We start from the raw sequence: 23,796 nt of genomic DNA, 5'->3' as shown, positions 1-23,796 counted from the left end.
GATCGAAGGCTGCCCGATGAAAGGCTTCTGGCACGACGCCGCCGAGTTCTTCCCGATCCTGATGAACGGCGTCGCATTGACGATCGTCGTCACCATCGGCTCGCTGCTGCTCTCGACCGTGCTCGGCCTCGTCTGGGCGATGATGCGGGTCTCCGGCATCAAGGCGCTGTCGATGCTCAGCGCCAGCCTGATCAACGTGATCCGCGGCATCCCGATCATCGTGCTCTTGTTCTATCTCTACTTCGTGATGCCCGATCTCGGCGTCACGCTGTCGGCCTTGCAGGCCGCCATCCTCGGGCTCGGCATCGCCTATTCGGCCTATCAGGCGGAAAACTTCCGTGCCGGCATCGAGGCCATCGACAAGGGCCAGATCGAGGCGGCGCAGTCGATCGGCATGGGCTGGTGGCTCACCATGCGCCGCGTGGTGCTGCCGCAGGCCGTGCGAATCGTGCTGCCGCCCTACGGCAACGTCATGATCATGATGCTGAAGGACTCCTCGCAGGCCTCGACCATCACGGTTGCCGAGCTTGCGCTGCAGGGCAAGCTGATCGCGTCCTCGACCTTCAAGAACACCAGCGTGTTCACGCTGGTTGCGCTGATGTATCTCACGATGAGCATCCCGCTGATCCTGCTGGTTCGTCATTTCGAGAAGCGGGCCGGCAAGCGATGATCGAGCTGAACGACGTCCACAAGAGTTTTGGCAAGGTCGAGGTGCTCAAGGGCATCACGGCTTCCGTCGAGAAGGGCGAGGTGGTCTGCATCATCGGGCCGTCAGGCTCCGGCAAGTCGACCATTCTTCGCTGCATCAACGGGCTCGAAAGCTACGATCGCGGCGAGATCAGCGTCGAGGGATTGAAGGTCGATCGCGACGCGCCGTCGATCGTGAACATCCGCACCCAGGTCTCGATGGTGTTCCAGCGCTTCAACCTGTTCCCGCACCGGACGGCGCTGGAGAACGTCGTCGAGGGTCCGCTCTTCGTGAAGAAGGAGCCGCGAGCCCAGGTGCTGGAGCGCGGCCGCGCGCTGCTCGCGCAGGTCGGGCTGGCCGAGAAGGCCGACGCCCATCCGCCGCAGCTCTCCGGCGGCCAGCAGCAGCGCGTCGCGATTGCGCGGGCGTTGGCGATGCAGCCCAAGGCGATCCTGTTCGACGAGCCGACCTCGGCGCTCGATCCCGAGCTCGTCGGCGACGTCCTCGGCGTGATGCGCAAGCTCGCCGACGACGGCATGACCATGGTGGTCGTCACCCACGAGATGGGCTTTGCCCGCGACGTCGCCGATCGCGTGCTGTTCATCGACGGCGGTGTCATCGTCGAGCAGGGGCCGGCGAAATCGGTGCTCAATCAACCGCAGCACGCGCGCACGCAGGACTTCTTGCGCCGCGTGCTGCATCCGCTCTGACCGGACTTCGCCATGACGCGCCTGCCTCTGCCGCCCTCGCTTTATGCCGACACCGCGGTCGCGCCGGTCGCGACGCCGCCGCTCGACGTCGACAAGACCGTGTCCGTCGCCATCATCGGCGGCGGCTACACCGGCCTGTCCACGGCACTGCATCTCGCCGAGCAGGGCGTCGAGGCGCTGGTGCTGGAGGCGCAGGAGCCGGGATGGGGCGCATCCGGCAACAATGGCGGCCACACCAATCCCGGATTGAAGCACGACCCCGATCAGATCGAAGCGGATTTCGGCGCTGAGCTCGGCCGCCGCATGATCGAGTTCTCCTACGGCACGACGAACTTCACGCACGATTTGATCCGCCGCTACCAGATCCCGTGCGACGCGCGGCAGAACGGCACGCTGCGCGCGGCCTATCATTTGGCCAGCGCTGCTGCGATCGAAACCACCGCGCAGCAATGCATCCGCCGTGGCATGCCCGTGACGTATCTGAACCGCGAGCAACTGCGCGAGATGACCGGCACCGACCGCTATGTCGGCGCCATGCTTGATGCCCGCGGCGGCGACCTGCATCCCCTCAGCTATGCCCGTGGCCTCGCACGCGCCGCGATCTCCGCGGGCGCGAAGGTGCATGGCGAGACGCCGGCGCTGTCATTGCGCCGTGACGGTGTGCGCTGGCGTATCGAGACGCCGCGCGCGGTCGTGCATGCGGACAAAGTGCTGCTTGCGACCAACGGCTTCACCGACGATCTCTGGCCGGCGCTCCGCCGCACCATCGTGCCGGTGTTTTCCTCGATCGCCGCTACCGCGCCGTTGTCCGACGAGGTCGCCCGTTCGATCATGCCGACGCGTCCCGTGCTCTACGAGAGCGGCCATATCACCGTCTACTACCGCATCGATCAGCAGAACCGCCTGCTGATGGGCGGCCGCGGCCCGATGCGCTGGATCAACTCGCCGCACGACGTCGCCTATCTCATGCGTTATGCGGAGAGGCTGTGGCCCCAGATCAAGGGCGTCGCCTGGACCCATGGCTGGAACAGCCGGCTCGCCATCACCGGGGATCATTATCCGCACGTGCACGAGCCCGCGGAAAGCATCCTGATCTCGCTCGGCTGCAACGGCCGCGGCGTTGCGCTCTCGACCGCGATGGGCGCGCAACTCGCCCGCCGGCTGATCGGTGGCGTCAAGGCCGAGATCGACATGCCCATATCAGGCATCAAGCCGATTCCGATGCATGCGTTCTGGCCGGTCGGCGTGACGACGGCGGTGATCGCGGGCCGCGTGCGGGACCGGCTCGGCATATGAAGAAGGCGCCGCCTTGTCAGGGGCGGCGCCTTGCAGGAATTGCAGATTGCGTCAGCAGCGGCCCTGCTTCCACAGCCCGGGCGGGCACCCGTATCCGCGCCAGCCGACCTTGCGTCCATGCGACCATCCGGGCGGCGTGCCATGGTAATGATGGCCCATCGAATGGCCATGACCGTGACCATGACCGTGTCCGCCGCCATGGCCTCCCTTGGCCAGCACAGGACTGGTGAGTGTAAGGCCGGCTGCAACGATCAGCGACGCGGCGAGCGCAAGTTTCTTCATGTGTCCTCCAGTAGGGCGAGCGCACTTGTCCGTTCAATGAACGGACGACGTGCAGCTAAGTTCCCTGCAAATGTGGAGGAGTCGTGACGCTCGCGGAGGTGCGCGATCGCGCATCGGCTCAACGCATGCTAGCACCTGCTCGCTTGCGACGTGCCCGCGATTCACTGGCACGCTCTTTCGTCAAACGGACTCAGGCCTCCGCCACCGCATCGGCCCAGGGCTGGAAGATCTCGACTGCACCGGAGTTGAGCTCGCCGTCGCGCATCACCGCGCTCGGGCAGGCGAACTTCTGCGGCAGGGTCTGCACCGGCGCCTCCTTGTAATCGAAGCGCGCCGCGAGAGCCTTACGTACATCCGCCGGCAGCCGCGTGTCGCCGAGCACGATCGCGCCTTCGCTGCAATCGATGCGGGGCTGATGGATGGCGGCATCGAGGTCCATGCCGAAATCCATCGCAAAGGACACGAGTTGCATGACCGAAGGCAGGATGCGGCGGCCGCCGGAGGCACCGACCGCAAGGCGCTTGCCGTCCTTGGTCTCGGCGATGACGGGCGTGTAGTTGGTGAGGCAGCGCTTGCCCGGAGCCAGCGAGTTGGTGGTGCCCGGCGTCGGATCAAACCACATGATGCCATTGTTCATGGGAATGCCGGTGTGCGGCGTCACATATTTCGAGCCGAAGGACGAGAGCAGCGTCTGCGTCACAGCCGCGATGTTGCCGTCGCGGTCGACCACGGAGAAATGCGTGGTGCAGGCGGGCGCGAGATATTCCGCGCCGAGTGAGCGCTTGCCGTCGGCATCGCCCATGTCCTTGAGCCGCTCGCGATAGGCGGCTTGCAGCGCGGCGGCATATTCGGCGTAGGCGGCAGCGTCGGGCGTGCCTGACGGCTTCAGGTTTTCCTGCAGCAGGCGCAGCGCATGCGCCATGGTCGGCCCGGCCGTGAGTTCCGGCGTCGCAAACACCTTGCCGCCGCGATAGGGGATCGCCAGGGGCTCGCGCAGATGGCTGCGGAATGCTGCGAGATCCTCCACCGACAGCGAGCCGCCATCGGCCTTGATGTCGGATGCGATGCTCTTGGCGAGATCGCCCTGGTAGAAATCGCGCGGGCCGGCCTCGGCGAGGTGCAACAGCGTCGCCTTCAAATTGTCCTGCGGCAGCCGGGTCTCAGCCTCGATGCTCCAGGGCGGGGTCGGGGGCAGGTCATCCTTCAGAAACATTGCCGCGCTCGCGGGATAGCGCCGAAGATCTGCAGCCGAACCCGCGATCGTCAGTGTGGTCCACCAGTCAGCCAGCAGACCCTCGCCGGCGAGTGCGACGGCGGGCGCAACCAGGTCTTTCCATGGCATCCTGGCATGGCGACGGTGCGCCTCTTCCATGCCGGCGACCACACCAGGCACCGCGATCGCGGCGGGACCGTGAACGTTGCGATCGTCCTTCACCCGTGGCCACGGAAACAGGTCCGACGCGACGCGGTCTCCGGTGATGGGATAATCGGTGGCGCGCACGCTCTGCGGTGCGCACATGCCGTAGTCGATCACCTCGTAGCGATTTTCCCTGGCGCGGTAGAGCACCATCGCGCCGCCGCCGCCGATACCGCTGTTCCAGGGCTCCAGCACGTTCAGCGCAAAGGTGGTCGCCACGATTGCGTCGACGCAATCGCCGCCTGCGGCCAGCACCTGCGCTCCCACTTCGGCCGCCCGCCGCGACTGCGCAGCGACGATGCCGCTCTTGGACTTGACGGCGGGCTTGCGGACGGTTTGGGCGAGGCTGAACTGGTGAGGCATGATGTCGTCTTGGTCCGTGTCTTGGCTTCGTTGCGTTGACGTCGAGGCTTCGCATTGGCGGAGCGCGCGGACAATGGCACATTGCCGCCAACGAGAACATCCAAAGGGAGACGCGACATGGCAGGTGTGAAACAAGCGCGGGATGGCGACGTCGGGATTCTGACCCTCGACGAGCCCGCGTGCCTGAACGCGATGACGCCGGACCTGCTTGGCGCGCTCGCCGCTGCCATCGCCGAGATGACGCAGGATGAGGACGTGCGCGCCCTGATTCTCACCGGCGCCGGGCGCGGCTTCTGCTCGGGCCAGAACCTGAAGGCGTCCGCGGCGCTCGGCGAGGACATCGCGGCGGGCGTGATGCGGTTCTACTGGCCGGCCTTCAAGGCGCTGCGCGAATGCCGCGTGCCCGTCGTCGTCGCCGTCAACGGGGTGGCGGCCGGCGGCGGCTTCAGCCTTGCGATGGCCGGCGACATCATTGTTGCGGCGTGCTCGGCGAGCTTCATCCAGGTATTCAGCCGCATCGCGCTGGTGCCCGATCTCGGCTCGACTTGGCTGCTGCCGCGCCTGGTCGGCCGACAGCGGGCGCTCGAGCTGATGCTGCTCAACGAGCCGCTGACGGCGGAACGCGCCCAGGAGATCGGCCTAGTGCGCCAGGTCGTCGACGATGCGAAGCTGATGGACGAGGCGTTGGTGCTGGCACGCCGCCTGGCGGAGGGCCCGACGCGAGCTTTGGTCGCAACCCGCAGCCTGGTCGAGGAGAGCGAGCATTCGACCTACGAAGCGCAGTTCCGCCGCGAGATCGAGCTCCAGGCCACGATCCGCAAGAGCGCGGATGCCATCGAAGGCCGCGCCGCCTTCGTCGAGAAGCGCAAGGCGAGGTTTACGGGACGGTGAAGGGCGCTGCCGTCCCCAAACGCATCATGGCCGGGACAAGCCCGGCCATGATGAGGAGGAGACAGAAATTAGCCGAAGCGCTCAGAGCGAGCGGTCCAGCCGGCTGGCCTGATATTTGGCGCGCCATTTCGGACCGGGCCCGCGCATGTAGTGCAGCTCGGGGCGGTAGGGGTTGCCGGCGACCTTCACCAGCGTCTGCCATTTGCTGGCGACGAAGGTCAGGGGCTGGCGGAGCAGGCTCAGTGAAGCGAGCAGCATGGCATCGACCTCAGTGCGGCTTGCCGAGCATGGCGGTGAAGGGGAGATCGAAAATCTCCTCGCCGTCGTCATCGCTGACATGGATCACCCAGTCGCGCCAGTCTTCGGCACCGGGCGTCTGGATCATCGAGTGCATGATCTGGGCGGCGCGGTCGCGCGCCTCGGTCAGATTGGCGACGGCGGCGCCGTAGCGGTCGATCAGCGTGCCCTCGGTGTTGGAGCAGTGAAAATAGACCTGGACCATAAGCGCCTCCTGTAGAAAGCGGGACGGCAAACCGATACCACCCCAAGCATTCGCGAAACATTCGGGTCGAGCCCGGTAAGGGAATCTACGGAGATTGGTCGGCACTAAGGTCGTTACAGGTTTAATCACAGGCGGGTGATGACTGGACGGCGCCCAGGCGCCATGGAACAAGCGTCCCCGGGACGTCGGGGGGCACCGTGAACCAGTTCACATTCGGGAGCGAACGGCGAAGCTTGCGCTTGCTTGCAGCGGTTTTGGTCGGGGCGTTGCTGGGCTTCGCGTCGGCCTCGGCCGAGCCGATCAGGAAGAGCGGCTATGCGGTCGGCACGGAATCCTGCGGCAGCGCCGACCTCGCTTTTCCCAGGATCCAGATCGACATGAAGGCGGGATTTTGCGCCGGCCTCGTCGCCAGCGAAGAGGACAGCCTCAAATTCCCGCGTTCGATCGTCCAGGTGCCTGGCCGTGACCTGTTCGTGGTGGCCGACATGGGCGGCTGGGGCCATACCGACGGGCGGCTGCTGCTGCTCGATCCGCATGCGCCCCAGGGGCAGCGCTTCAAGGTGCTGCTGACGGGGCTCGAATACCCGTTCGGCCTCGTCATCGGTCCGGACAGGAAGCTCTATGCCTCGACCGCGGAGGCGATCTTCCGGTTCGATCCGCTCGCCGACAATCCGCGGGGTACGGTCGAGACCATCATCCGTCACATGCCGGGCCGCCGAATCACGCTGCCTGATGGCACGAGGCTCGCCGAGAGCGCGCACCCGCTGAAGCAGTTCGTGTTCGACAGGAACGGGCGGCTGTTCGTCAATGTCGGCTCGCACAGCGACGACTGCATCACGCCGGCGCCGATCACAAAACCCTGCGCTGCGGCCGAAGGCGGCTCCGCGATGGCCGCGATCTGGCTGTTCGCGCCGCCCGCCGGCGGCGTCTTCCCGGCATTGAAGCCTGGCGATCCCGATCCGCCGCACACCGTCTACGCGCGCGGCCTGCGCAACTCGATGGCGCTGGCGCTGCACCCGAACTTTCCTGATGCCGGCTACGCCTTCCTGCAAGGCGAGAACGCCCGCGACCTGCCCGACATCTTCAAGCCGAACGAGGAGATCAACGCGATCGAGCAGGGCAAGCACTACGGCTGGCCGTATTGCTACGACCTGTCGACGCCGAGCCCCGAATTCAGGCTCGTGCTGCAGTCGGGCACGTACAAATCGCTCTGCTCAGCCAATCCGCTCTACAAGACGCCGCTCTCGCTGATGCCGCCGCATGGCGCGCCGCTCGCGATGCTCTATTACCACGGTGCGAAATTTCCGGAGCTGGAAGGCAAGCTGCTGGTCGGCCTGCACGGCTATCGTCCGACCGGCAGCCGTCTCCTCATCTACGATGTCGATGATCACGGCTTTCCCAGGCCGAGCGCTCCGCCGGTGCGCTATCACGTCAGCTGCGCGGCCGATCCGACGCGCAGTTTTCAGACCGAGGCCGGCGAGGTCGCCGCCGCGCCGTTCGACGAGTTGATCGCAGGCTGGCACCGCGTCAACGGCGCGCGGCCGCAAGGCGCGCCGGTCGGCATGACGGTCGCGGAGGACGGCGCGATCTGGCTGGTCGAAGACAAGAACCAGACCGTGATCCGGATCGATCGCGCCATCGGCGAGCTACCTCAGCCGCTGCCGTGCGACACGCGCAGCCCGGCGATGATCGACCAGCTCGCGGCCTTCGTCGCCAGGGATGCACAGAACAGCGTTCGCCTCACCACGTTGCGCAAGGGCCTCGTCGAGAAGCATTGCGTCGGTTGCCATTCGGATTTCGGCCTGAACGCGGGGCAGTCGGATGCGGAGAAGGACAGGACGGTGCTGCGATTCATGCTGTCGCAGGACGGCTGGATCTATCCAGGAGATCCCGACGCCGGCAGGCTGCGCACGCGCCTGCGCGGCCTCGGGGCCGAGAAGCTGATGCCGCCGGGCGGCGAGAGCCTGCCGAAGACCGAACCCGGTTACACGCGCCTGCTCGATACCGCGGACCTGCTCGTCGCCAAGATGGTTCCGGGCACGCGGATGCGGATCAAGCCTGGCCCGCCGCAGCGGAAGTTTTTCAGCAAAACCAACAAGGAATGCGGCGAAATACCGGCCGCCAAGGTCGTCGTCGTGACACAAAGGAGCGCTGTAGACAGACCCGGCTTCAGCCGATTCTTCCGGCCGGCCGATCCCTATCTGAACGGCGAGTGCACCGACGACGATGGCTATTACATCCGGCAGGAATTTCTGGTGCCTGTGCAGTAGCATCTTGCTCGTCGCGACGCCGCCTGCCGCTGCCGAAACAAAACTGTTCGACAGCGTGCAGGTGACGCCCGCCAGCGAATACACCTTCGGCATCGAAGGACCCGCCGCCGATCTCGACGGCAACCTGTTCGTCGTCAATCTCGGCAAGCCCGGCACCATCGGCAAATTGCCCGCGGGCGGCGCCGCCTCGGAGCTGTTCACGACACTGCCCGAAGGCAGCGTCGGCAACGCGATCCGTTTCGATCGCAGCGGCACCATGTTCATCGCCGACTACAAGAAGCACAACATCTTCGCGATAGCGAAGGGCGCGACCGAGCCCGTGGTCTGGTTTCACTCCGACGAGATGAACCAGCCAAACGACATTACCGTCGCGCGCGACGGTACGATCTATGCGAGCGATCCGAATTGGAAGGGCAGGGAAGGCCACATCTGGCGCATTGCCAAGGCTGCCGATGGATCGGTGCAGGGGCAGGTGATGTCGGCGCCGCGCGCGATGGGCACCACCAACGGCATCGATCTCGGTCCTGACGGCAAGACGCTCTATGTCGGCGAATCCAGCAGCGGCCAGATCTGGTCCTATGCGATCAGCGGCAACGAGCTCACCGCGGCAAGACTGGTCAAGGCGTTTCAGCCCGACACCATCGACGGCCTGCGCACGGACGTTGCCGGCCGGCTCTACGTCGCGCGCATTCTCAAGGGCACGATCGCGCTGATGAGGCCGACCGGCGCGGTCGAGCGCGAGATCCCGCTGAGGGCCAAGGAGCCGACCAACCTTGCCTTCGGCGGCAGCGACGGCAAGACCGTCTTCGTCACCCAGCGCCAGGGCGGCTTCATCGAGGCCTTCCGCACCGACCAGCAGGGCCGCGAGCACTGCCTCCAGCGCGGCCGCTGCTGAGCCCGAGCCGCTTAAAGGCGGTCTGCTTCCCGTGCAGAACAGTGGCGCGAGGACGGCATTCTTCTTGCTTGCATCTGGCCGTCGCAGGCATCAAGACATCTGTGGCATCCCCCAAGAGCACGCGACCACGGAGTGTTTGAGTGAAAGCCGTCCATACCGAACTGCACCGCAGCCACGATCCGCAATTCTTCCTGGTCCGCGGTGTCGTCAAGCGCACCACCGAGCAGCCCGAGCGCGCCGATCGCCTGCTCAAGGGCCTGAAGGACGGCAAGCATCAACTGGTCGAGCCGACCAAGTTCGGGCAGGGGCCGCGCGCACGCATTCACAGTCCGGAATATTTGTCGTTCCTGAGCGAAGCCTGGGACGCCTGGACCGCGCTTGGCGACTCCGGCCCGGAGATGATCGGCAACATCCATCCCGTGCGCCACGCCGCGACCTATCCGACCCACATCGTCGGCAAGCTCGGCTGGCACACCGCCGACACCGCGGCGCCGATCGGCCCGGGCACCTGGGCCGCGGCCTGCGCTGCAACGGACGTTGCGGTCACGGCGGCGCAAATGGTGATGGATGGCGAGGATGCGACCTATGCGCTCTGTCGTCCACCCGGTCATCACGCCTATCGCGACATGGCCGGCGGCTTCTGCTTCCTCAACAACAGCGCGATCGCGGCGGCGCACCTGCGGCTCAAGCACGAGCGCGTCGTGATCCTCGACGTCGACGTCCATCACGGCAACGGCACGCAGGGCATCTTCTACGCGCGGCCGGACGTCTACACGATCTCGATCCATGCCGATCCCGTCGCGTACTATCCTTATGTGTGGGGCTATGCGCATGAGCGCGGCGAAGGCCCGGGCCTCGGCACCAACCTCAACATTCCCCTCGCCATCGGCACCGGTGACGACGGCTACATGCAGGCGATGGAGGTCGCGCGCAAGGCGATCGAGTCCTTTGCGCCCGGTGCCCTCGTCATCGCGCTCGGCTTAGACGCCTCCGAACACGATCCGCTGAAGGGCCTTGCCGTTACCACGCCCGGCTTCCGCCGCATCGGCCAGGCCATCGCGAAGATGGGCCTGCCGACCGTGTTCGTGCAGGAGGGCGGCTATCTCTCGGATATTTTAGGCGCGAATTTGACCTCGGTGCTGGCCGGGTTCGAAGAGGCGAGGTGAGCTTCGCCTCTCTCGCTTTACGCTGACGCTTCGCCTCTCCCCGCCTGCGGGGAGAGGCCGGAATTTGCGTGAGCAAATTCCGGGTGAGGGGGACTCTCCACGAGTCCAACTGTCACCGTCCTCGCGGAGAGTCCCCCTCACCCCGACCCTCTCAGCGCGAGCGAAGCTCGTCGCGGCCCCGCAAGCGGGGCGAGGGAGAAGAGGCAGACTTCAAAACATCCCGCTTGCCGCCAGCGCCTTGCAGACGTGCTGCATCTCGGCCTCGTCCGCGACCATGTCGAGCATGATCGTGGTCAGGCCCTTCGCCGCAAACGCCCTCAGCTTTGCGCCGATCTCGTCGTAGCTGCCGACGAGATAGGGGCAGTCCGCCTGGAAGGTCAGGAACGGCAGCAGCCAGTAGCCGTTGGGCTGAAGTTCGCCGCTCTGCCCCTCATACAGCCGTCGCTTCCACACGGAGTCGCTGTTCTCCACGGTGAGCGCGAGCAGCTCGCGATCGTCGGGGTTGTCGCGGAAGCGTGCCTTCGCCGCTTGCCGCGCTTCCTCGCGGCTCTCGCGGGCGAAGATGCCGAAGTTCATGCCTGGCGCGTCGAGCCCGCGATCGAGATCGGGCGGCAGCATCTGCATCTTGATGCAGCCGGTCTCTTTCGCCACGCGCTGCGCCGCCTGGGACTGGCCGGCGATCAAAAATTCCGGCATCAGCTCCGCCGGCAGGCGCGGACGAAGCTGCAGATGACTCGCGCGGTAGAACCGGCCCTCGACAGTCACCGGCCGCGGGCTCGAGAGCAACTGGCGCATCAGCGCGACGAACTCCCCGAGCCTGACATAGCGGTCGGCATGGGTCTGCTCGTCGCCGAGGCCCTGCAAGTCGCTGACCGCGGTCCCCGTGATCATGTTGAGATAGACCTTGCGGCCGTAGAGCTGCGCCAGCGACGAGACGAATTTCGCCGCCGTGAACGGGTGCATGTAGACCGGATTGACCGCGATCAGCGGCGAGCTTCGGGTCGTCTCCGCCATGATGTGCTGGGCCATGGCCCAGGGCTCGACGAACACGTCGTTGCCTTCGAACAGCAAAATCCCTTCGAAGCCGTTGCGGTCGGCGAACTCTGCCACCCGCATCAGCTCACCGACATACTGCTTGGGATCGCGGTTGCGCGAGATCGCGGGAAAGACGCGCAGCCGCGAGGTCGTCATTCAGCCGCTTCCTGGAGCGGCCAGGCATTGCGGCTGATGGGAAGGCCGCCGTCCGCCCGGGAGCCGTCGGCGATCGCGAGGCGATGCGAGGGGGAGGGCGAGCACAGCGAGAAGCGCCATCCCGAGGGATCGTCGGCGATATCAGGCTTGAAGCTGATCTCGATGGCCTCGCGCGACACCTGCATCGCGAAGGCGTCGAGCGGCAGGTTGAGCCCGAAACCTCTGGCCTTCAGATAGGCCTCCTTGAGCGTCCAATAGTCGAAGAAGCGCTCGATCGCCGCCGGCTCCGGCAGCCTGCGCAGCGTCTCGACCTCCTCCGGCGCAAAGAAGCGATTCGCGGTGGAAAGCGGGGCGACACGCCGTGACACGGTTTCGACGTCGACGCCGACAGCCTCATGGCCGGATATGACGCAGGCGACGCAGCCGTCGGCGTGCGACAGGCTGAAATGCAGCGCGGTCGAGGTTTTGGGCGATGCGACGAACGGACGCCCATAGCGGCCGGCCCCAAACGACCAGTCGGTGGGCGCGACGTCAGGCGCGACCTGGGACAGCGCCAGGCGCAGCATGGCGTGCGCGAAAATATATTGCCGCCGATGCCGCTCGAACTTGAAGCGGTCGGCGCGGATCCGTTCGTCGACCGAGAGCAGCCGTCGGCACGCATCGGCTGCGCCCGGCGCGTCAATTGTCGCGATCAGTCCGACAAACAGTTCAATTCTGTCGTCTGCCATCAATTGGGCCTTTGGCGTCAGGCAGAGGCCAAATCCCCGGCTCTGACGGAAGAAACAACTGAGCAAGAATCAACCAAGCGGACCGGTCTTAACGGTCTACCCAGGCAAATTCTTGTCGATTTGCAGGCCGGTTTACAGGCGCAAGCTTGTGCGAGACCCCAACTCGACGAGCGAGCGGCCCAATTTTAGAAAACCGGAGGCCGAAAAAAGAAGCCTGAAGATTCGGTGCGGCGTCCCTGCCGACTAGTCTTACTTTTTCTTCTTGGCCTTCTTCGCCCCGCCCAGCATCGAAAGGCTGGCGTCGACGTCCTTCAGCGCGGCCTGGAGCTTCTTCTTCTCGTCGGTCAGCAGCTTCTGCAGGGCCTTGCGGTCCTTGTCGCTCAACGAGGTGCCCTTGGTAAATTTGATGAAACCCATAACGCACTCCCCCGGTTGAAAATAATCGTCCAAATCAAAAAGGCGGGAATAATCTTGCGCGGTGGCGCCAAATAATCAAGATGCAACTTGATCATGCACAGCTTTGACGAGTGAACCTGTATTCGCCCTCGTGTACGGCCGGTCATGCCGCCTTGCGCGCGAGCAATTGGCCGAGTGGTGTGCCGGGTTGGTCGACGGCCGCCTCCAGCAGCGCGACGAGATCCGCCATCCATGTGCGGACCGTGCTGCCGTCGAGCAGTTCGTGCTTGTAATTGCATGAACCGGTGATTCCGGTCGGACGCTCCTTCAGCATCAGCGACAGCCAGGTCTGGTCGATCGGCAGCACCGGCTGGCCCTCGCGCGCGACGTTTCCGATCGATTGCACCGCAATCTCCGGCAGGTCGAGCGGCTGGCGCAGCGGATTCTGCAGCGTGAAATAGACCTGGAGCAGCGCGGCCGGGTCGATCCCCTCCCGCTCCAGATGGTCGGCCAGCATGTTGAACGGCAGCTCCTGCCGTGCATGCGCGTCGAGCACGCTCTGGCGCACCCGGCTCAGGGCCTGCGCGAACGACAGATCCGGCGTGATTGTGGTGCGGACGATCACCGTGTTCTCGAACGGGCCGACGATCCGGTCGGTGTCCGGCTGGGCGCGATTGGCCATGGCGGTGGCGACCGAGATGTCGGTGCGGCCGGTCCGCGCCAGCAGCAGGACCTTCAGGCCAGTCAGCAGGCACATGAACAGTGTGCCGTTGTGCTGACCGGCGAACGCCGTGAGTCGCGCGATCAGGTCGGGCTCGAGCCCGAGCGGATGGTGCCCGGTGGACGCGCCGGGCGCCGCTTCGCCCTCGAAGATCGCAGCCGCACCGCGTAAATTCTCCGTCCAGTCGGCGGCCTGGCGGCGGGCGGCGTCGGTGCCGCACCACCAGCGCTGCCAGCGCGCGACCTCGGCAAAGGCCGGCGGCGGTTTGGGCAGCGGTGCTGCGGGGCGCCCGGCCAGCGCCGCATAGCGGCTGGACAATTCCTCGAACAGCACGCCGATCGACCAGCCGTCGGCAATGGCATGATGCAGCGTCAGCAGCAGCACGTGGTCGTCGGCATGGAGCCGTAACAGCCGCGCCCGCAGCAGCGGCGGTCGCGCGATGTCGAACGGGGTATAGGTCTCCTGCTCGATCAGCAGATCGATCTTCCTGAGTTCGAGCGCCTTGCGCCGCTTGTTGTTGTGCGGCCGCCCGTCGCCGATCACCTCGACGGTGAGCACCGGCCCGAGCTCGCTGGGAGTGGCGATGCGGCTGACGGGCTCGTCGCCGTTCCAGCCGAAACCGGTCCGCAGCGATTCGTGGCGGCGCACGATGTCGCCGAAGGCTTGCGCGAGGATCGCCGGTTCGAGCGGGCCTTGGAGGCGAAAGGCAAAGGGCAGGTTGAACAGTGGCAGGTGCGGCAGGTTCTGCTCGATGCGAATCATCTGATCCTGTGCGACCGAGAGCGTCGGCGGCCCGCTTGCGATCAGCCGCGACACGCTTGCGGCAGGCTTGTGCGGTTTCGCCGCCACGGCCTCGTCGACCCGACGGGCAAGCTCTTCGACCGTCGGCGCCTCGAAAATGGTCTTGATCGGCAGCGACACGCCGAGCGCACGGGCGACGCGCGCCATCGCCTGGCCGGCCAGCAGCGAATGGCCGCCGAGATCGAAGAAATTGTCGGTCACTCCGATGCCCTCGACCTTCAGCAGGTCGATCCAGATGTCGGAGAGCACCTTTTCGGTGAAACGCCGTGCCGGCACGGCCGCATCCGGCTCGGAGGCATCCTGTTGTGCGGGCGCCAGCAGCGCGGAGCGATCGATCTTGCCGTGGGCATTGAGCGGCACCTGGTCCAGGAACAAAAAGGCGGACGGGATGGCATGGCCGGGCAGCCGGCTCTTCAAAAATTCGCGCAGTTCGCTGGCGCTGACCCGGCTGCCGGGCCTGGCGACGATATGGGCGATCAGCCTGACGTCGCCGCCGGCCTCGCGGCGCGGTTCGACGATGCCGGTGCGCACGCTCGGATGGTCGGTAAGCGCGTTCTCGATCTCCTTGAGTTCGATGCGGTAGCCGCGGACCTTGACCTGATGGTCGGCGCGGCCGAGGCATTCGATCGTGCCGTCAGCGCGGCGGCGGGCGAGATCGCCGGTGCGGTACAGCCGGCGGCCGGCCTGGCGCGAAAATGGATCGGGCAGGAAACGCTGCCGGCTCTGCGCGGGATCGTTGACATAGAAGCGGCCGATTCCGGCGCCGCCGATGCAGAGCTCGCCGGTCACGCCGACCGGCTGCGGCTGCAGGTTTGCGTCGAGCACGTAGAGCTGGGTGTTCGGCAGCGGCGCGCCGACCGGGACGTTGCCCGTCGCGATCGCCGGCGCCTTGGTCAGGCGATGCAGCGACACGTCGTCGGAACATTCCGACGCCCCATAGGCATTGATCAGCGGCACTTTCGGGCAGCGGGCGAACCAGGCGCGGCAGAGATCGACAGGCAGCGGCTCGCCGGTCGAGATCAGGAGCCGCAATTTCGCAAAGGCACGCTGGACCTGCGCCTCGTCCATGCGGTCGAGGATCACGCGCAGCAGCGACGGCACGATTTCCAGCACCGTGATCTCTTCGCGCTCGATCTCCCGCGCGAGCAGGATCGGGTCCTGCACGATCGCGGTGCCGCAGACATGGACACGCGCGCCGACCATCGGCCCGGCAAGGAATTGCCAGACCGAAATCACAAAACTCTGCGGTGCGGTCTGCGCGATCACGTCCTTCGGCGACAGCTTCAGCTCGGCAATCAGCGAGGCCAGATGGTTCGACAGGCCGCGCTGCTCGATCATGACGCCCTTCGGCGCGCCGGAGGAGCCGGACGTATAGATGAGATAGGCAAGGCTCGAGGCTGCGCGCCGCGCGGCCCGGGCCGGCTTGGTCACCCCTGGCGCGATAGTGTCCTCGAGTTCGGCCACCTGGATGCGCTCGACCAGGGGTTCGAGCAGCGCTTCGACCATCGCCGATTGGGCGCGCCCCGTCAGCAGCACGCGGGCGCAGCTCGATCCGAGGATGGTCGCCAGTCGCGCGGTCGGTTGGTCTGGATCGAGGTTCAGGAAGGCCGCGCCCACGCGCTGCACCGCGATCATGGCGGCGAGCAGATCGGGGCCGCGCCCGGCGAGCAAGGCGACCACCGTCTCGGGCCCGACGCCCTCGCGGAGGAGCCAGCGCGCGATCGCCTGGCTGCGGCGCGCCAGCTCGCGATAGCTCAGGGATGCGCTTCCGTCCGACACCGCGATCGCGTTCGGCGTCTTCTTCGCTTGGCGCTCGAAGCGTTCGCTCAGATTGCCGCGCGTGGCGAAGTTGGCCGGCACGCCGTGGCCTTTCGCCAGCAGCTGCCGGCGTTCGGCCTCGGTCAGCAGCGGCAGGCGCGAGATGCGCTGTTCGGGATCTGCGATGACGGCCTTGAGCAACGTCTTGAACTGCGCGGCCATGCCTTCGATCGTTGCCGCGTCGAACAGGTCGGTGGCGTATTCGAAGAAACCGGTGAACCGCCCGTCGGCCTCGACCAGCTCGAGCGTGATGTCGAACCGCGCCACTTTCGGGTCCACCTCCAGCCGCCGGGTCGACAGGCCCGGGAAGCGTGCCGCCTCGATCGAGGCGTTCTGGAGGATGAACATGATCCGGAACAGCGGATTGCCGTCCGTCCTTCGTGCGATCTGCAGCGCGCGCAGCACCTCCTCGATAGCGAGGTCCTGGTTGCGGTAGGCATCCAGCGTCACCTGACGCACCCGTCGCAACATCTCGCCAAAGCTTGGATCGCCGCCAAAATCGTTGCGCAGGATCAGGGTGTTGGCGAACAGTCCAATCAGGCGCTCGCTCTCGATCTGGTTGCGGTTGGCGATCAGCGATCCCGTCGCAACATCCTCATGCGAGGTGTGGCGGAACAAGAGGCACTGGAAGGCCGCGAGCAGCGTCATGAAGGGCGTGACGCCCTGGGCCTGGCTCAGCGCGCGGACGTCGCCCGAGAGCGTGCTGGAGAACTCGAAATAGTGACGGGCGCCATGACCGCTCCAGACCTCCGGCCGTGGCCGGTCGGTCCGCAGCGGCAGCGTGGTGACCCCGTCGAGCTGCGCCCGCCAGTAATCGAGCTGCTCCTTCGCTGCCGGCGTCTGCGCCCAGCCCTGCTGCCAGAGCGCGAAGTCGCGATACTGGAAGGTGGGCGAGGGCAGCGCCGCCACGTCCTTCTTTTGTGCCGCGGCATAGTGGGCGGCGAGCTCCTCCCAGAACAGCCGCTGGGACCAGCCGTCGGTGACGAGGTGATGGACGTTGACGACCAGCGCGTGGCTGGATTTGTCGAACGACAGCAGTGTAACTTTCAGCGGCGCCTCGTGCGCCAGATCGAACTTGTATTGCGCGAGCTTGAGCGCCTCACGCCGGATGATTGCCGCCCGCTTGTCCGCGGCGCAGGGCTTGAGCTTGATCCGCTCGAACTGCGGCGGGGATTGCAGCACGCGCTGCGCCGGCTCGCCCTGCCGTTCGATGAAGACCGAGCGCAGCGCCTCGTGACGCGTGCAGATCGCGGTGAGGCTCGCAGAGAGTGCGGCGACGTCGACCGCGCCTTTGAGCATTGCGATTTCGACGACATTGTAATTGTAGCGGGTGGGGTCGAGCCGCGAGAGCAGATACATCCGCTGCTGCTGGAACGACAGCGGCGCGTCCGCTGTCGCCGCTGCGGCCTGGTGCCAGGCCGGCAGCGCTTCGCGACGGGTTGCTGCAGTCTCCAGCCGGGCCGCAAGCGCCGCGACCGTGGCGCAATCAAAAATGTCCTCGAACGAGAAGTCGACGCTGAAGCGTTCGCGCAGGCGCGAGCGCATCTGCGTCACTGCGAGCGAGTCCGCGCCGAGCGCGAACACGTCCTGATCGATGCCGACCTGCGGCAGCTCCAGGAGGCCGGCCCAGATCGCGGCGAGCTGGGTCTCCAGCGCATTGCGCGGCAGGCGCGTCTCGCCGGCATCCGCCGTCTCCGCGATCAAACCGGCCAGCGCATTGCGCTTGACCTTGCCGCTGGCGCCCTTCGGCAGCGCGGCCACGCTGCGGATCAGGCTCGGCACCTTGTAGGCCGCAAGGCGCTTTCGCGCGAACTGGCGCAGCTGGTCCGAGCTCGCCTCGGAATTTTGCCGCAGCACCACGACGGCGGCGACGTTCTCGCCGAGCTTCGGGTGCGGGACGGCGAACACGCCGGCCTCCAGCACTGCCGGATGCCCGAGCAGCACGTCCTCGACCTCGAGCGGCGAGACCTTCTGCCCACCGCGGTTGATGACGTCCTTGATGCGGCCGACGATGAAGAGATAGCCGTCGGCGTCGAGATAGCCGAGATCGCCGGTCCGGAACCAGCCGTTGCGGAACGCGGCCTGCGTCGCCGCTTCGTCGTTATAGTAGCCACGCATCATGTTCGCGCCGCGCAGCACGATCTCGCCGTGCTCGCCGCTCGCAAGCGCCCGGCCCGCCTCATCCATGATCGCGATCTCGGGCCCCGCGGCGCGGCCGACCGATCCGATCTTGCGCAGCTCGAACGGATTGGCCGCGATCTGTGAGGCCGCCTCCGTCATGCCGTAGGTCTCGAGCACGGGAACGCCGAACGTCGCCTCCAGTCCGGAAAGGATCGCGGGCGCGAGCGAGGCCGAGGCCGAGCGGATCACGCGCAGCGACGAGGCCCGGATGCGGTCCGAGCCAGCTTCCGCCGCCGTCAGCAGCGCGCGATGAATGGTCGGCACCGCCGTGTACCAGGTTGGTTGCAGCTCCCGCATCCAGCCGAAGAAGGACAAGGCGTCGAAGCCGTCGGTGCAGATCACGCTGGAGCCCGCCGCTAATGCGGTCAGAAGGCCGGAGATCAAGCCATGGGCATGAAACAGCGGCAGGACATTGAGCAGCCGATCATGCGACGTGAGCGCCAGCACGCGGCCGGCATTATAGGCAGAGAGGCACACGTTGCGGTGCGTCAGCGGCACCATTTTCGGCCGCGCTGCCGTGCCCGACGTCAGGAGGATGAAGGCATCGTCGTCGCCGCGCGAGGCGCCGCTCGTGCTCGTCGGCCCGACGGTCGGGCCGATGAACATGCAGCCGCCGAGATCGTCTTTCGGCCCCGGCACGAAATCGATCACAGCGATACCGAGCGTCTTGGCGACGTCGCGACTGGGCGAGTTCATGTCGGCGCGGGTGACCAGCGCCGTCAGCTTCAATTCGCTGAAATAGCGTTGCAGTTCGTCCGCGGTCAGGTCGGGATTGACGGGGATGCAGGCGCAGCTCGAGGCGACCGCGATCAGCGCCAGCGCGCTGTCGGCCCCGCGCGGCAGCGCAACGGCGATCCTGTCCGCAGGCGCGATGCCGAGCCCGCGCAGCGTGCGCACGAGATCGTGCGTCCGCTCGCCAAGCGCGCCATAGGTGAGGGCCGGCCGGCCAGGGGCGAGGATAGCGGGCGCCGCAGGAATCCTGCGGGCGTAGAAGTCGAGAAGGCCGCCGATATGGGAAAAGGACTTCGTTTCCTGGTTCGCGCCGACCGATCCCGCTCCGGATGCAATGTCCGACAATGCCATTCCCTTTTGATCTGATTGGGCTATTCTTCCCAAGAGTTAGGGAACGCGTCCAGTCTGAGGTGAAGTTCGGGCCCCAAAATCTGTGGTTGAGGGGCCCCAAAGCCCTTCGACGGAGTGAAGGTCGGGCAGAATCACCATGCTGGAGAATGAGCCGGGCACGGCAACGGAAGGTGGGCTGAAGCGCTGGCTCGAGGGCGTCGGCCTCGGCCACTATTCCGATCTTTTCGCACAGCACCGCCTCGATCTCGACGTCTTGGGGGATCTCACCGAATCCGATCTGGTCGAGCTCGGATTGCCGCTTGGCGATCGCAAGCGGCTCCAGCGGGCGATGGCGGCGCTATTCCAGGCTGAAACGGCGGAGGCTCCGGCGGCGGCACGCCCGCAGACCCGGGCGGAGGTTGGTGCCGAACGGCGCCAGCTCACCACCATGTTCTGCGACATGGTCGATTCCACCTCGCTCTCGGTGCAGTTCGATCCGGAAGACGTGCGCGACATGATCGCGAGCTTTCGCGAGACCTGCGTCCGCGTGGTCAAGCATTACGAGGGCTTTGCCGCCCGTTTCGTCGGCGACGGCATCTTGGTCTATTTCGGCTATCCGACCGCACATGAGGACGACGCCGAGCGCGCGGTGCGTGCGGGGCTCGAGATCGTGCGGGTGCTGTCGACCGCGCGCGCGATCGAGCCGCGCGGCGCGCTCAGCCATTCGCCCGCCGTCCGCATCGGAATCGCGACCGGCCTCGTCGTAGTCGGCGACCTCGTCGGGCAAGGCACCGAAGAGCGCGACTCCGCGGTCGGTGAAACCGTCAATCTCGCCGCGCGCCTGCAAGCCCTGGCGCCGCCCAACGGCGTCGTGATTTCCGCCTCGACGCAATCGCTGCTGAAGGGGAAGTTCGACTACCGCAGTCTCGGCGTCCATGCGCTGAAGGGCATCTCGGAGAAAACGCAGGCTTGGCACGTGGTGCGCGCCTCGCGGGTGGAGACCCGCTTCGCCGCCGCGATGGGCGCGCGGCTGACGCCGCTCGTCAACCGCGAGGAGGAGATTGCGCTGTTGATGGGTCGCTGGCAGCAGGCCAAGGACGGCGATGGCCAGGTCGTCGTCAAGTTCGGCGAACCCGGCATCGGCAAGTCGCGCATCATCCAGGAAATCTTCGAGCGGGTATCAGGCGACCGGCATGCGCAGGTCTCGTTCCAGTGCTCGCCCTACTACACCTCCACCGCGTTCTATCCGTTCGCCGAACAGCTCAAATTCTCCCTCGGGCTCGACCGCGAGGATGCCTCCGCACTGTCGCTGGCGAGTCTGGAGACCGCGATCGCCGCCGCGCATGGCGACATCGAGCAGGTCACGCCGCTGTTTGCCGCGCTGCTGTCGATACCGACCGGAGGCCGCTATCCGCCGCTCGACCTGTCGCCGCAGCAGCAGAAGGATGCGACCGTCGCGGCGCTGGTCAATCACTTCCTCGGCCTCGCGCGCGAGATGCCGCTGGTGATCGCGTTCGAGGATCTGCACTGGATCGACCCGACCTCCCGTGAGGTGATCGACCTGCTCGTCGACCAGGTGCAGAACCGGCCGATCCTGGCCATCATCACCGCGCGCTCCGAATTCCAGCCGAGCTGGAGCGCGCATTCGCACATCACCACCCTGGTGCTCAACCGCCTGAGCCGGCAGCTGCGCACGACGCTGGTCGAGCGCGTTGCAGGCCGCGAGCTTCCCAAGGAGGTCGTCGAGGAGATCATCGTCAAGACCGACGGCGTGCCGCTGTTTCTGGAAGAGCTCACCAAGACCGTTCTGGAATCCAATCTCCTGACCGAGCGGCACGGACGCTACGTGCTGTCGGGCCCGTGGCGGCAGCTGGCGATCCCGGCAACGCTGACGGACTCGCTGATGGCGCGGCTCGACCGGATGGGCCCATTCAAACGGATCGCGCAGATCGGCGCCACCATCGGCCGCGAGTTCTCCTACGAGACGCTCCAGGCCGTCGCCAACACGCCGGCGGAGCAGATCGAGGCCGCGCTCAACCATCTGGAGGAGGCCGGGCTGGTCATGCGGCGTGGTCATCCGCCGGATGCGCTCTACTCCTTCAAGCACGTGATGATCCAGAATGCCGCGCATGCGAGCCTGTTGCACAGCGAGCGCCGCAAGCTGCATGCGCGCATCGCGCAGGTGCTTAGCGAGATGTATCCGGAGAAGACCGATCGCGAGCCGGAGCTGCTGGCCCATCACCTCACCGAATCGGGCCAGAGCGAGGGCGCCGCCAGCTTCTGGCTCAAGGCCGGCAAGCAGGCGGCCAGGAGCGGCGCCAATCTGGAGGCGATCGGCCATCTGCGCCGGGGCTTGAGCGTCGTGCAGGCCAACGCGCGCATGCAGGGCGCCGACGAGATGGAGCTCGAGCTGCGCATCGCGCTCGGCAACGCGCTGATCGCGGCCAAGGGATATGCGGTGCAGGAGGTCGAGGAGAACTACATCCGCGCGCTCGAGCTCGGCCAGCAGCTCGACGACGACGAGAAGGCCTTCGCCGCGACCCGCGGCCTCTGGGTCTGCCATTTCATCCGCGCCGATCTCACCCGCGCGCACGATCTCAGCGTCGAGCTCCTGAAATTCGCCAAGCGCCAGCGGCTCAACGAGCGGTCGCAGCCGGCCCAGCAGACCGGCTATCTGATCGAGGCGCACCGTTCGATCGCGATGACCATGCTCTATCGCGGCCGCTTTGCCGCCTCGCAGCATCATCTGCATCGCTGCATCAATCTCTACAGCCCCGATCTGCATTCCGATCTGATGGAGCGGCACGGCACCGATCCCGGTGTCGTCTCGCTGTCCTATCTCGGCTATCTGCTCTGGTTCCTGGGCCGGCCCGACGCGGCGCGCCAGCACAGCGAGCAGGCGATCGCCAATGCCGAGAAGATCCGCCATCCTTTCACGCTCGCCTTCGCGCTCGTGTTCGGCGCCTATCTCTGCCAGCATTTGCGCGACGTCGAGGGCACGCGCGATCATGCCAACCGCGCCATGATCATCGCCACCGAGCACAATTTCCTGCACTGGAAGCAGCAGGCGGCGATCCTGCGCGGATGGGCGCTGACGCAGCTCGGCGAGGCCGACGAAGGTCTCAGCCAGATGCGCTTCGGCCTCGACGAATACGAGGCGATGGATTCCTGGCTCGCAGGCTGCTGGTTCCGCTGCCTGCTGGCCGAAGCCTATGCCAAGGTCGGGATGCGCGATGCCGCCTTGCGCGCGCTGGACGGCGCGCTCGCGACCGCGCGACGAACCGGTGATCATTCCTACCTCGCCGAGGTCTATCGCCTGCAAGGCGAGATCACCCTGTCGGGGGGCGATCCGGCCTCGGTGCAGGAGGCCGAGGACCTGTTCGGCCAGTCGCTGGAGGTCGCACGCAAGCAGGGTGCGCTGTCCTGGGAGCTTCGCACCGCCGTCAGCCTGGCACGCCTGTCGCACCAGGCCGGCAAGCGTGAGCACGCACGTCTGTTGCTCGTGCCGATCGTCAACAGGTTCAGCGAGGGTTTTTACACGCCGGACCTCAAGCAGGCGATGCAGCTGGTCAACGAACTCGACGCGGACGCGCCGGTTCGTGAACAGGCCGATGCGGCGAGATGAGCGATCTTGCCGCCGCGCGTGCGCGCTATGTGGAGTTGATTGCCAGGCGCGAGCGGATTTCCTCGAAGCGTCTGCTCGACGCGCTCGCCTCCGTTCCGCGCGAGGATTTTCTGGGCAGAGGCCCTTGGCGCATCAAGAGCGAGGCGGCTCGCAGCTACCGGCTGACGCCGGATGCCGATCCAGTTCATCTCTATGAGAATGTGCTGGTCGCGATCGATGCACGCCGCCAGCTCGATACCGGCCTGCCGAGCCTGTGGGCGCATCTGATCGACGTGCTCGACATCAGGGAGCGCGACCGTGTCGTGCAGATCGGCTGCGGCCTCGGCTATTTCTCGGCGGTGCTGTCAGAAATCGTAGGACCAAAGGGCAGGGTGCATGCGATCGAATGCGACGAGCGGCTCGCGGCCCGGGCTACGAATTACCTTCACCCATATAGCAACGTTGAGGTCGTTCACGGTGACGGCTGTGAAGCGCTCGACGAGTCCGTCGATGTCATCATCGTCCACGCCGGCTTCCCGTACCCGCATCCGCTCTGGCTCCAGTCGCTGCGCCCGCGCGGCCGCCTTCTGGTGCCGCTGACCCAGCGGGACCGCGAAGGCGCGGTGATCAAGATCACGCGGAGGGCGAAGGGCTTCGAGGCCGAGGCGGTGCAGCAGATCCGGATCTTCCCCGGCCAGGGCCGCGGCGTGACCGCGCTCGACGACCGCGTCGCCGACTGGTGGCAGCGCGCCTCAGCCCTGGCGCCGCTGCGCTTTCGCGGGCTCGAGCAGGGGCTGCCGTCGGATGGCTAATT

At 66.3% G+C, this 23,796-nt stretch carries 17 protein-coding genes; 9 read left to right on the top strand and 8 right to left on the bottom strand.

Annotation, left to right across the window (positions count from 1 at the left end; all coding sequences use genetic code 11):
* Nucleotides 1–16 precede the first annotated feature (16 nt).
* Genes JQ592_RS31410 through JQ592_RS31400 form a run of 3 tightly spaced genes read left to right on the top strand, consistent with a single transcriptional unit; the run spans nucleotide 17 to nucleotide 2,694 of the window.
* Nucleotides 17–670: an amino acid ABC transporter permease gene (locus JQ592_RS31410; RefSeq protein ID WP_080140251.1), complete on the top strand. Its 654-nt coding sequence runs from the start codon at nucleotides 17–19 to the stop codon at nucleotides 668–670.
* A complete protein-coding gene (locus JQ592_RS31405) occupies nucleotides 667–1,398 on the top strand; it encodes an amino acid ABC transporter ATP-binding protein (RefSeq protein ID WP_211406609.1) in 732 nt (243 codons plus the stop codon). The genes JQ592_RS31410 and JQ592_RS31405 overlap by 4 nt, the downstream gene beginning before the upstream one ends.
* A gap of 12 nt (nucleotides 1,399–1,410) precedes the next feature.
* Nucleotides 1,411–2,694, top strand: coding sequence for an NAD(P)/FAD-dependent oxidoreductase (locus JQ592_RS31400; protein ID WP_211406608.1), 1,284 nt, complete (start codon nucleotides 1,411–1,413; stop codon nucleotides 2,692–2,694).
* Between the two features lie 51 nt (nucleotides 2,695–2,745).
* Here the strand turns inward: JQ592_RS31400 and JQ592_RS31395 are convergent, their stop codons facing one another.
* Together JQ592_RS31395 and JQ592_RS31390 are read right to left on the bottom strand one after the other, a co-directional pair.
* On the bottom strand, nucleotides 2,746–2,976 hold the full coding sequence (locus JQ592_RS31395; protein ID WP_211406607.1) for a hypothetical protein: 231 nt from the start codon (nucleotides 2,974–2,976) through the stop codon (nucleotides 2,746–2,748).
* A gap of 190 nt (nucleotides 2,977–3,166) precedes the next feature.
* Nucleotides 3,167–4,756 carry a gamma-glutamyltransferase family protein gene (locus JQ592_RS31390; protein WP_211406606.1) on the bottom strand — a complete coding sequence of 530 codons (1,590 nt, stop codon included), beginning with the start codon at nucleotides 4,754–4,756 and terminating at the stop codon, nucleotides 3,167–3,169.
* 117 nt (nucleotides 4,757–4,873) lie between these two features.
* Between JQ592_RS31390 and JQ592_RS31385 the strand changes: the two genes are divergently transcribed.
* On the top strand, nucleotides 4,874–5,647 hold the full coding sequence (locus tag JQ592_RS31385) for an enoyl-CoA hydratase-related protein (protein WP_211406605.1): 774 nt from the start codon (nucleotides 4,874–4,876) through the stop codon (nucleotides 5,645–5,647).
* 81 nt (nucleotides 5,648–5,728) lie between these two features.
* Here the strand turns inward: JQ592_RS31385 and JQ592_RS31380 are convergent, their stop codons facing one another.
* The gene (locus JQ592_RS31380) at nucleotides 5,729–5,905 is read right to left on the bottom strand and encodes a hypothetical protein (protein WP_020608040.1); all 177 of its coding nucleotides are present in this window, start codon (nucleotides 5,903–5,905) and stop codon (nucleotides 5,729–5,731) included.
* A 10-nt stretch (nucleotides 5,906–5,915) separates the two neighbouring features.
* Nucleotides 5,916–6,149, bottom strand: a complete 234-nt coding sequence (locus tag JQ592_RS31375) for a DUF6894 family protein (RefSeq protein ID WP_211406604.1) — start codon at nucleotides 6,147–6,149, stop codon at nucleotides 5,916–5,918.
* Nucleotides 6,150–6,346: 197 nt separating this feature from the next.
* Between JQ592_RS31375 and JQ592_RS31370 the strand changes: the two genes are divergently transcribed.
* The 3 genes from JQ592_RS31370 to JQ592_RS31360 all read left to right on the top strand — a co-directional run bounded on the left by JQ592_RS31370 (nucleotide 6,347) and on the right by JQ592_RS31360 (nucleotide 10,480).
* Nucleotides 6,347–8,419, top strand: a complete 2,073-nt coding sequence (locus tag JQ592_RS31370) for a PQQ-dependent sugar dehydrogenase (protein WP_211406603.1) — start codon at nucleotides 6,347–6,349, stop codon at nucleotides 8,417–8,419.
* Nucleotides 8,376–9,314 (top strand): SMP-30/gluconolactonase/LRE family protein, encoded by a 939-nt coding sequence (locus JQ592_RS31365; RefSeq protein ID WP_211406602.1) that lies wholly within the window; start codon nucleotides 8,376–8,378, stop codon nucleotides 9,312–9,314. Before JQ592_RS31370 ends, JQ592_RS31365 begins: the two co-directional genes overlap by 44 nt.
* Nucleotides 9,315–9,454: 140 nt before the next feature.
* The gene (locus tag JQ592_RS31360; protein ID WP_211406601.1) at nucleotides 9,455–10,480 is read left to right on the top strand and encodes a histone deacetylase family protein; all 1,026 of its coding nucleotides are present in this window, start codon (nucleotides 9,455–9,457) and stop codon (nucleotides 10,478–10,480) included.
* A gap of 210 nt (nucleotides 10,481–10,690) precedes the next feature.
* On the opposite strand, the gene JQ592_RS31355 is transcribed toward JQ592_RS31360, so the two are convergent.
* The 4 genes from JQ592_RS31355 to JQ592_RS31340 all read right to left on the bottom strand — a co-directional run bounded on the left by JQ592_RS31355 (nucleotide 10,691) and on the right by JQ592_RS31340 (nucleotide 19,399).
* Nucleotides 10,691–11,671, bottom strand: a complete 981-nt coding sequence (locus JQ592_RS31355; RefSeq protein ID WP_211406600.1) for an LLM class flavin-dependent oxidoreductase — start codon at nucleotides 11,669–11,671, stop codon at nucleotides 10,691–10,693.
* Nucleotides 11,668–12,399, bottom strand: a complete 732-nt coding sequence (locus JQ592_RS31350) for a 4'-phosphopantetheinyl transferase family protein (RefSeq protein WP_211406599.1) — start codon at nucleotides 12,397–12,399, stop codon at nucleotides 11,668–11,670. Before JQ592_RS31350 ends, JQ592_RS31355 begins: the two co-directional genes overlap by 4 nt.
* Nucleotides 12,400–12,648: 249 nt before the next feature.
* Complete coding sequence (locus JQ592_RS31345; RefSeq protein ID WP_211406598.1) at nucleotides 12,649–12,816, bottom strand: hypothetical protein; 168 nt, start codon at nucleotides 12,814–12,816, stop codon at nucleotides 12,649–12,651.
* A 142-nt stretch (nucleotides 12,817–12,958) separates the two neighbouring features.
* The gene (locus tag JQ592_RS31340) at nucleotides 12,959–19,399 is read right to left on the bottom strand and encodes a non-ribosomal peptide synthetase (RefSeq protein WP_211406597.1); all 6,441 of its coding nucleotides are present in this window, start codon (nucleotides 19,397–19,399) and stop codon (nucleotides 12,959–12,961) included.
* 136 nt (nucleotides 19,400–19,535) lie between these two features.
* Here JQ592_RS31340 and JQ592_RS31335 point away from each other — a divergent pair, with 136 nt between their 5' ends.
* Together JQ592_RS31335 and JQ592_RS31330 are read left to right on the top strand one after the other, a co-directional pair.
* On the top strand, nucleotides 19,536–23,003 hold the full coding sequence (locus JQ592_RS31335; RefSeq protein ID WP_211406596.1) for an ATP-binding protein: 3,468 nt from the start codon (nucleotides 19,536–19,538) through the stop codon (nucleotides 23,001–23,003).
* Nucleotides 23,000–23,794, top strand: a complete 795-nt coding sequence (locus JQ592_RS31330) for a protein-L-isoaspartate O-methyltransferase family protein (protein WP_211406595.1) — start codon at nucleotides 23,000–23,002, stop codon at nucleotides 23,792–23,794. Before JQ592_RS31335 ends, JQ592_RS31330 begins: the two co-directional genes overlap by 4 nt.
* Nucleotides 23,795–23,796: the final 2 nt, after the last annotated feature.

The organism is Bradyrhizobium iriomotense (assembly GCF_018129405.1).
GTDB lineage: Bacteria > Pseudomonadota > Alphaproteobacteria > Rhizobiales > Xanthobacteraceae > Bradyrhizobium > Bradyrhizobium iriomotense_B.
The sequence above is the reverse complement of the archived record's forward strand: the minus strand, read 5'-3'. Positions and strand labels throughout refer to the sequence as shown.

Excerpts from the sequence above, each read along its gene's own strand:
- JQ592_RS31410 (WP_080140251.1), top strand. The coding sequence starts at position 17 with ATGAAAGGCTTCTGGCACGACGCCGCCGAGTTCTTCCCGATCCTGATG.
- JQ592_RS31405 (WP_211406609.1), top strand. The coding sequence starts at position 667 with ATGATCGAGCTGAACGACGTCCACAAGAGTTTTGGCAAGGTCGAGGTG.
- JQ592_RS31400 (WP_211406608.1), top strand. The coding sequence starts at position 1,411 with ATGACGCGCCTGCCTCTGCCGCCCTCGCTTTATGCCGACACCGCGGTC.
- JQ592_RS31395 (WP_211406607.1), bottom strand. The coding sequence starts at position 2,976 with ATGAAGAAACTTGCGCTCGCCGCGTCGCTGATCGTTGCAGCCGGCCTT.
- JQ592_RS31390 (WP_211406606.1), bottom strand. The coding sequence starts at position 4,756 with ATGCCTCACCAGTTCAGCCTCGCCCAAACCGTCCGCAAGCCCGCCGTC.
- JQ592_RS31385 (WP_211406605.1), top strand. The coding sequence starts at position 4,874 with ATGGCAGGTGTGAAACAAGCGCGGGATGGCGACGTCGGGATTCTGACC.
- JQ592_RS31380 (WP_020608040.1), bottom strand. The coding sequence starts at position 5,905 with ATGCTGCTCGCTTCACTGAGCCTGCTCCGCCAGCCCCTGACCTTCGTC.
- JQ592_RS31375 (WP_211406604.1), bottom strand. The coding sequence starts at position 6,149 with ATGGTCCAGGTCTATTTTCACTGCTCCAACACCGAGGGCACGCTGATC.
- JQ592_RS31365 (WP_211406602.1), top strand. The coding sequence starts at position 8,376 with ATGGCTATTACATCCGGCAGGAATTTCTGGTGCCTGTGCAGTAGCATC.
- JQ592_RS31355 (WP_211406600.1), bottom strand. The coding sequence starts at position 11,671 with ATGACGACCTCGCGGCTGCGCGTCTTTCCCGCGATCTCGCGCAACCGC.
- JQ592_RS31350 (WP_211406599.1), bottom strand. The coding sequence starts at position 12,399 with ATGGCAGACGACAGAATTGAACTGTTTGTCGGACTGATCGCGACAATT.
- JQ592_RS31345 (WP_211406598.1), bottom strand. The coding sequence starts at position 12,816 with ATGGGTTTCATCAAATTTACCAAGGGCACCTCGTTGAGCGACAAGGAC.
- JQ592_RS31340 (WP_211406597.1), bottom strand. The coding sequence starts at position 19,399 with ATGGCATTGTCGGACATTGCATCCGGAGCGGGATCGGTCGGCGCGAAC.
- JQ592_RS31335 (WP_211406596.1), top strand. The coding sequence starts at position 19,536 with ATGCTGGAGAATGAGCCGGGCACGGCAACGGAAGGTGGGCTGAAGCGC.
- JQ592_RS31330 (WP_211406595.1), top strand. The coding sequence starts at position 23,000 with ATGAGCGATCTTGCCGCCGCGCGTGCGCGCTATGTGGAGTTGATTGCC.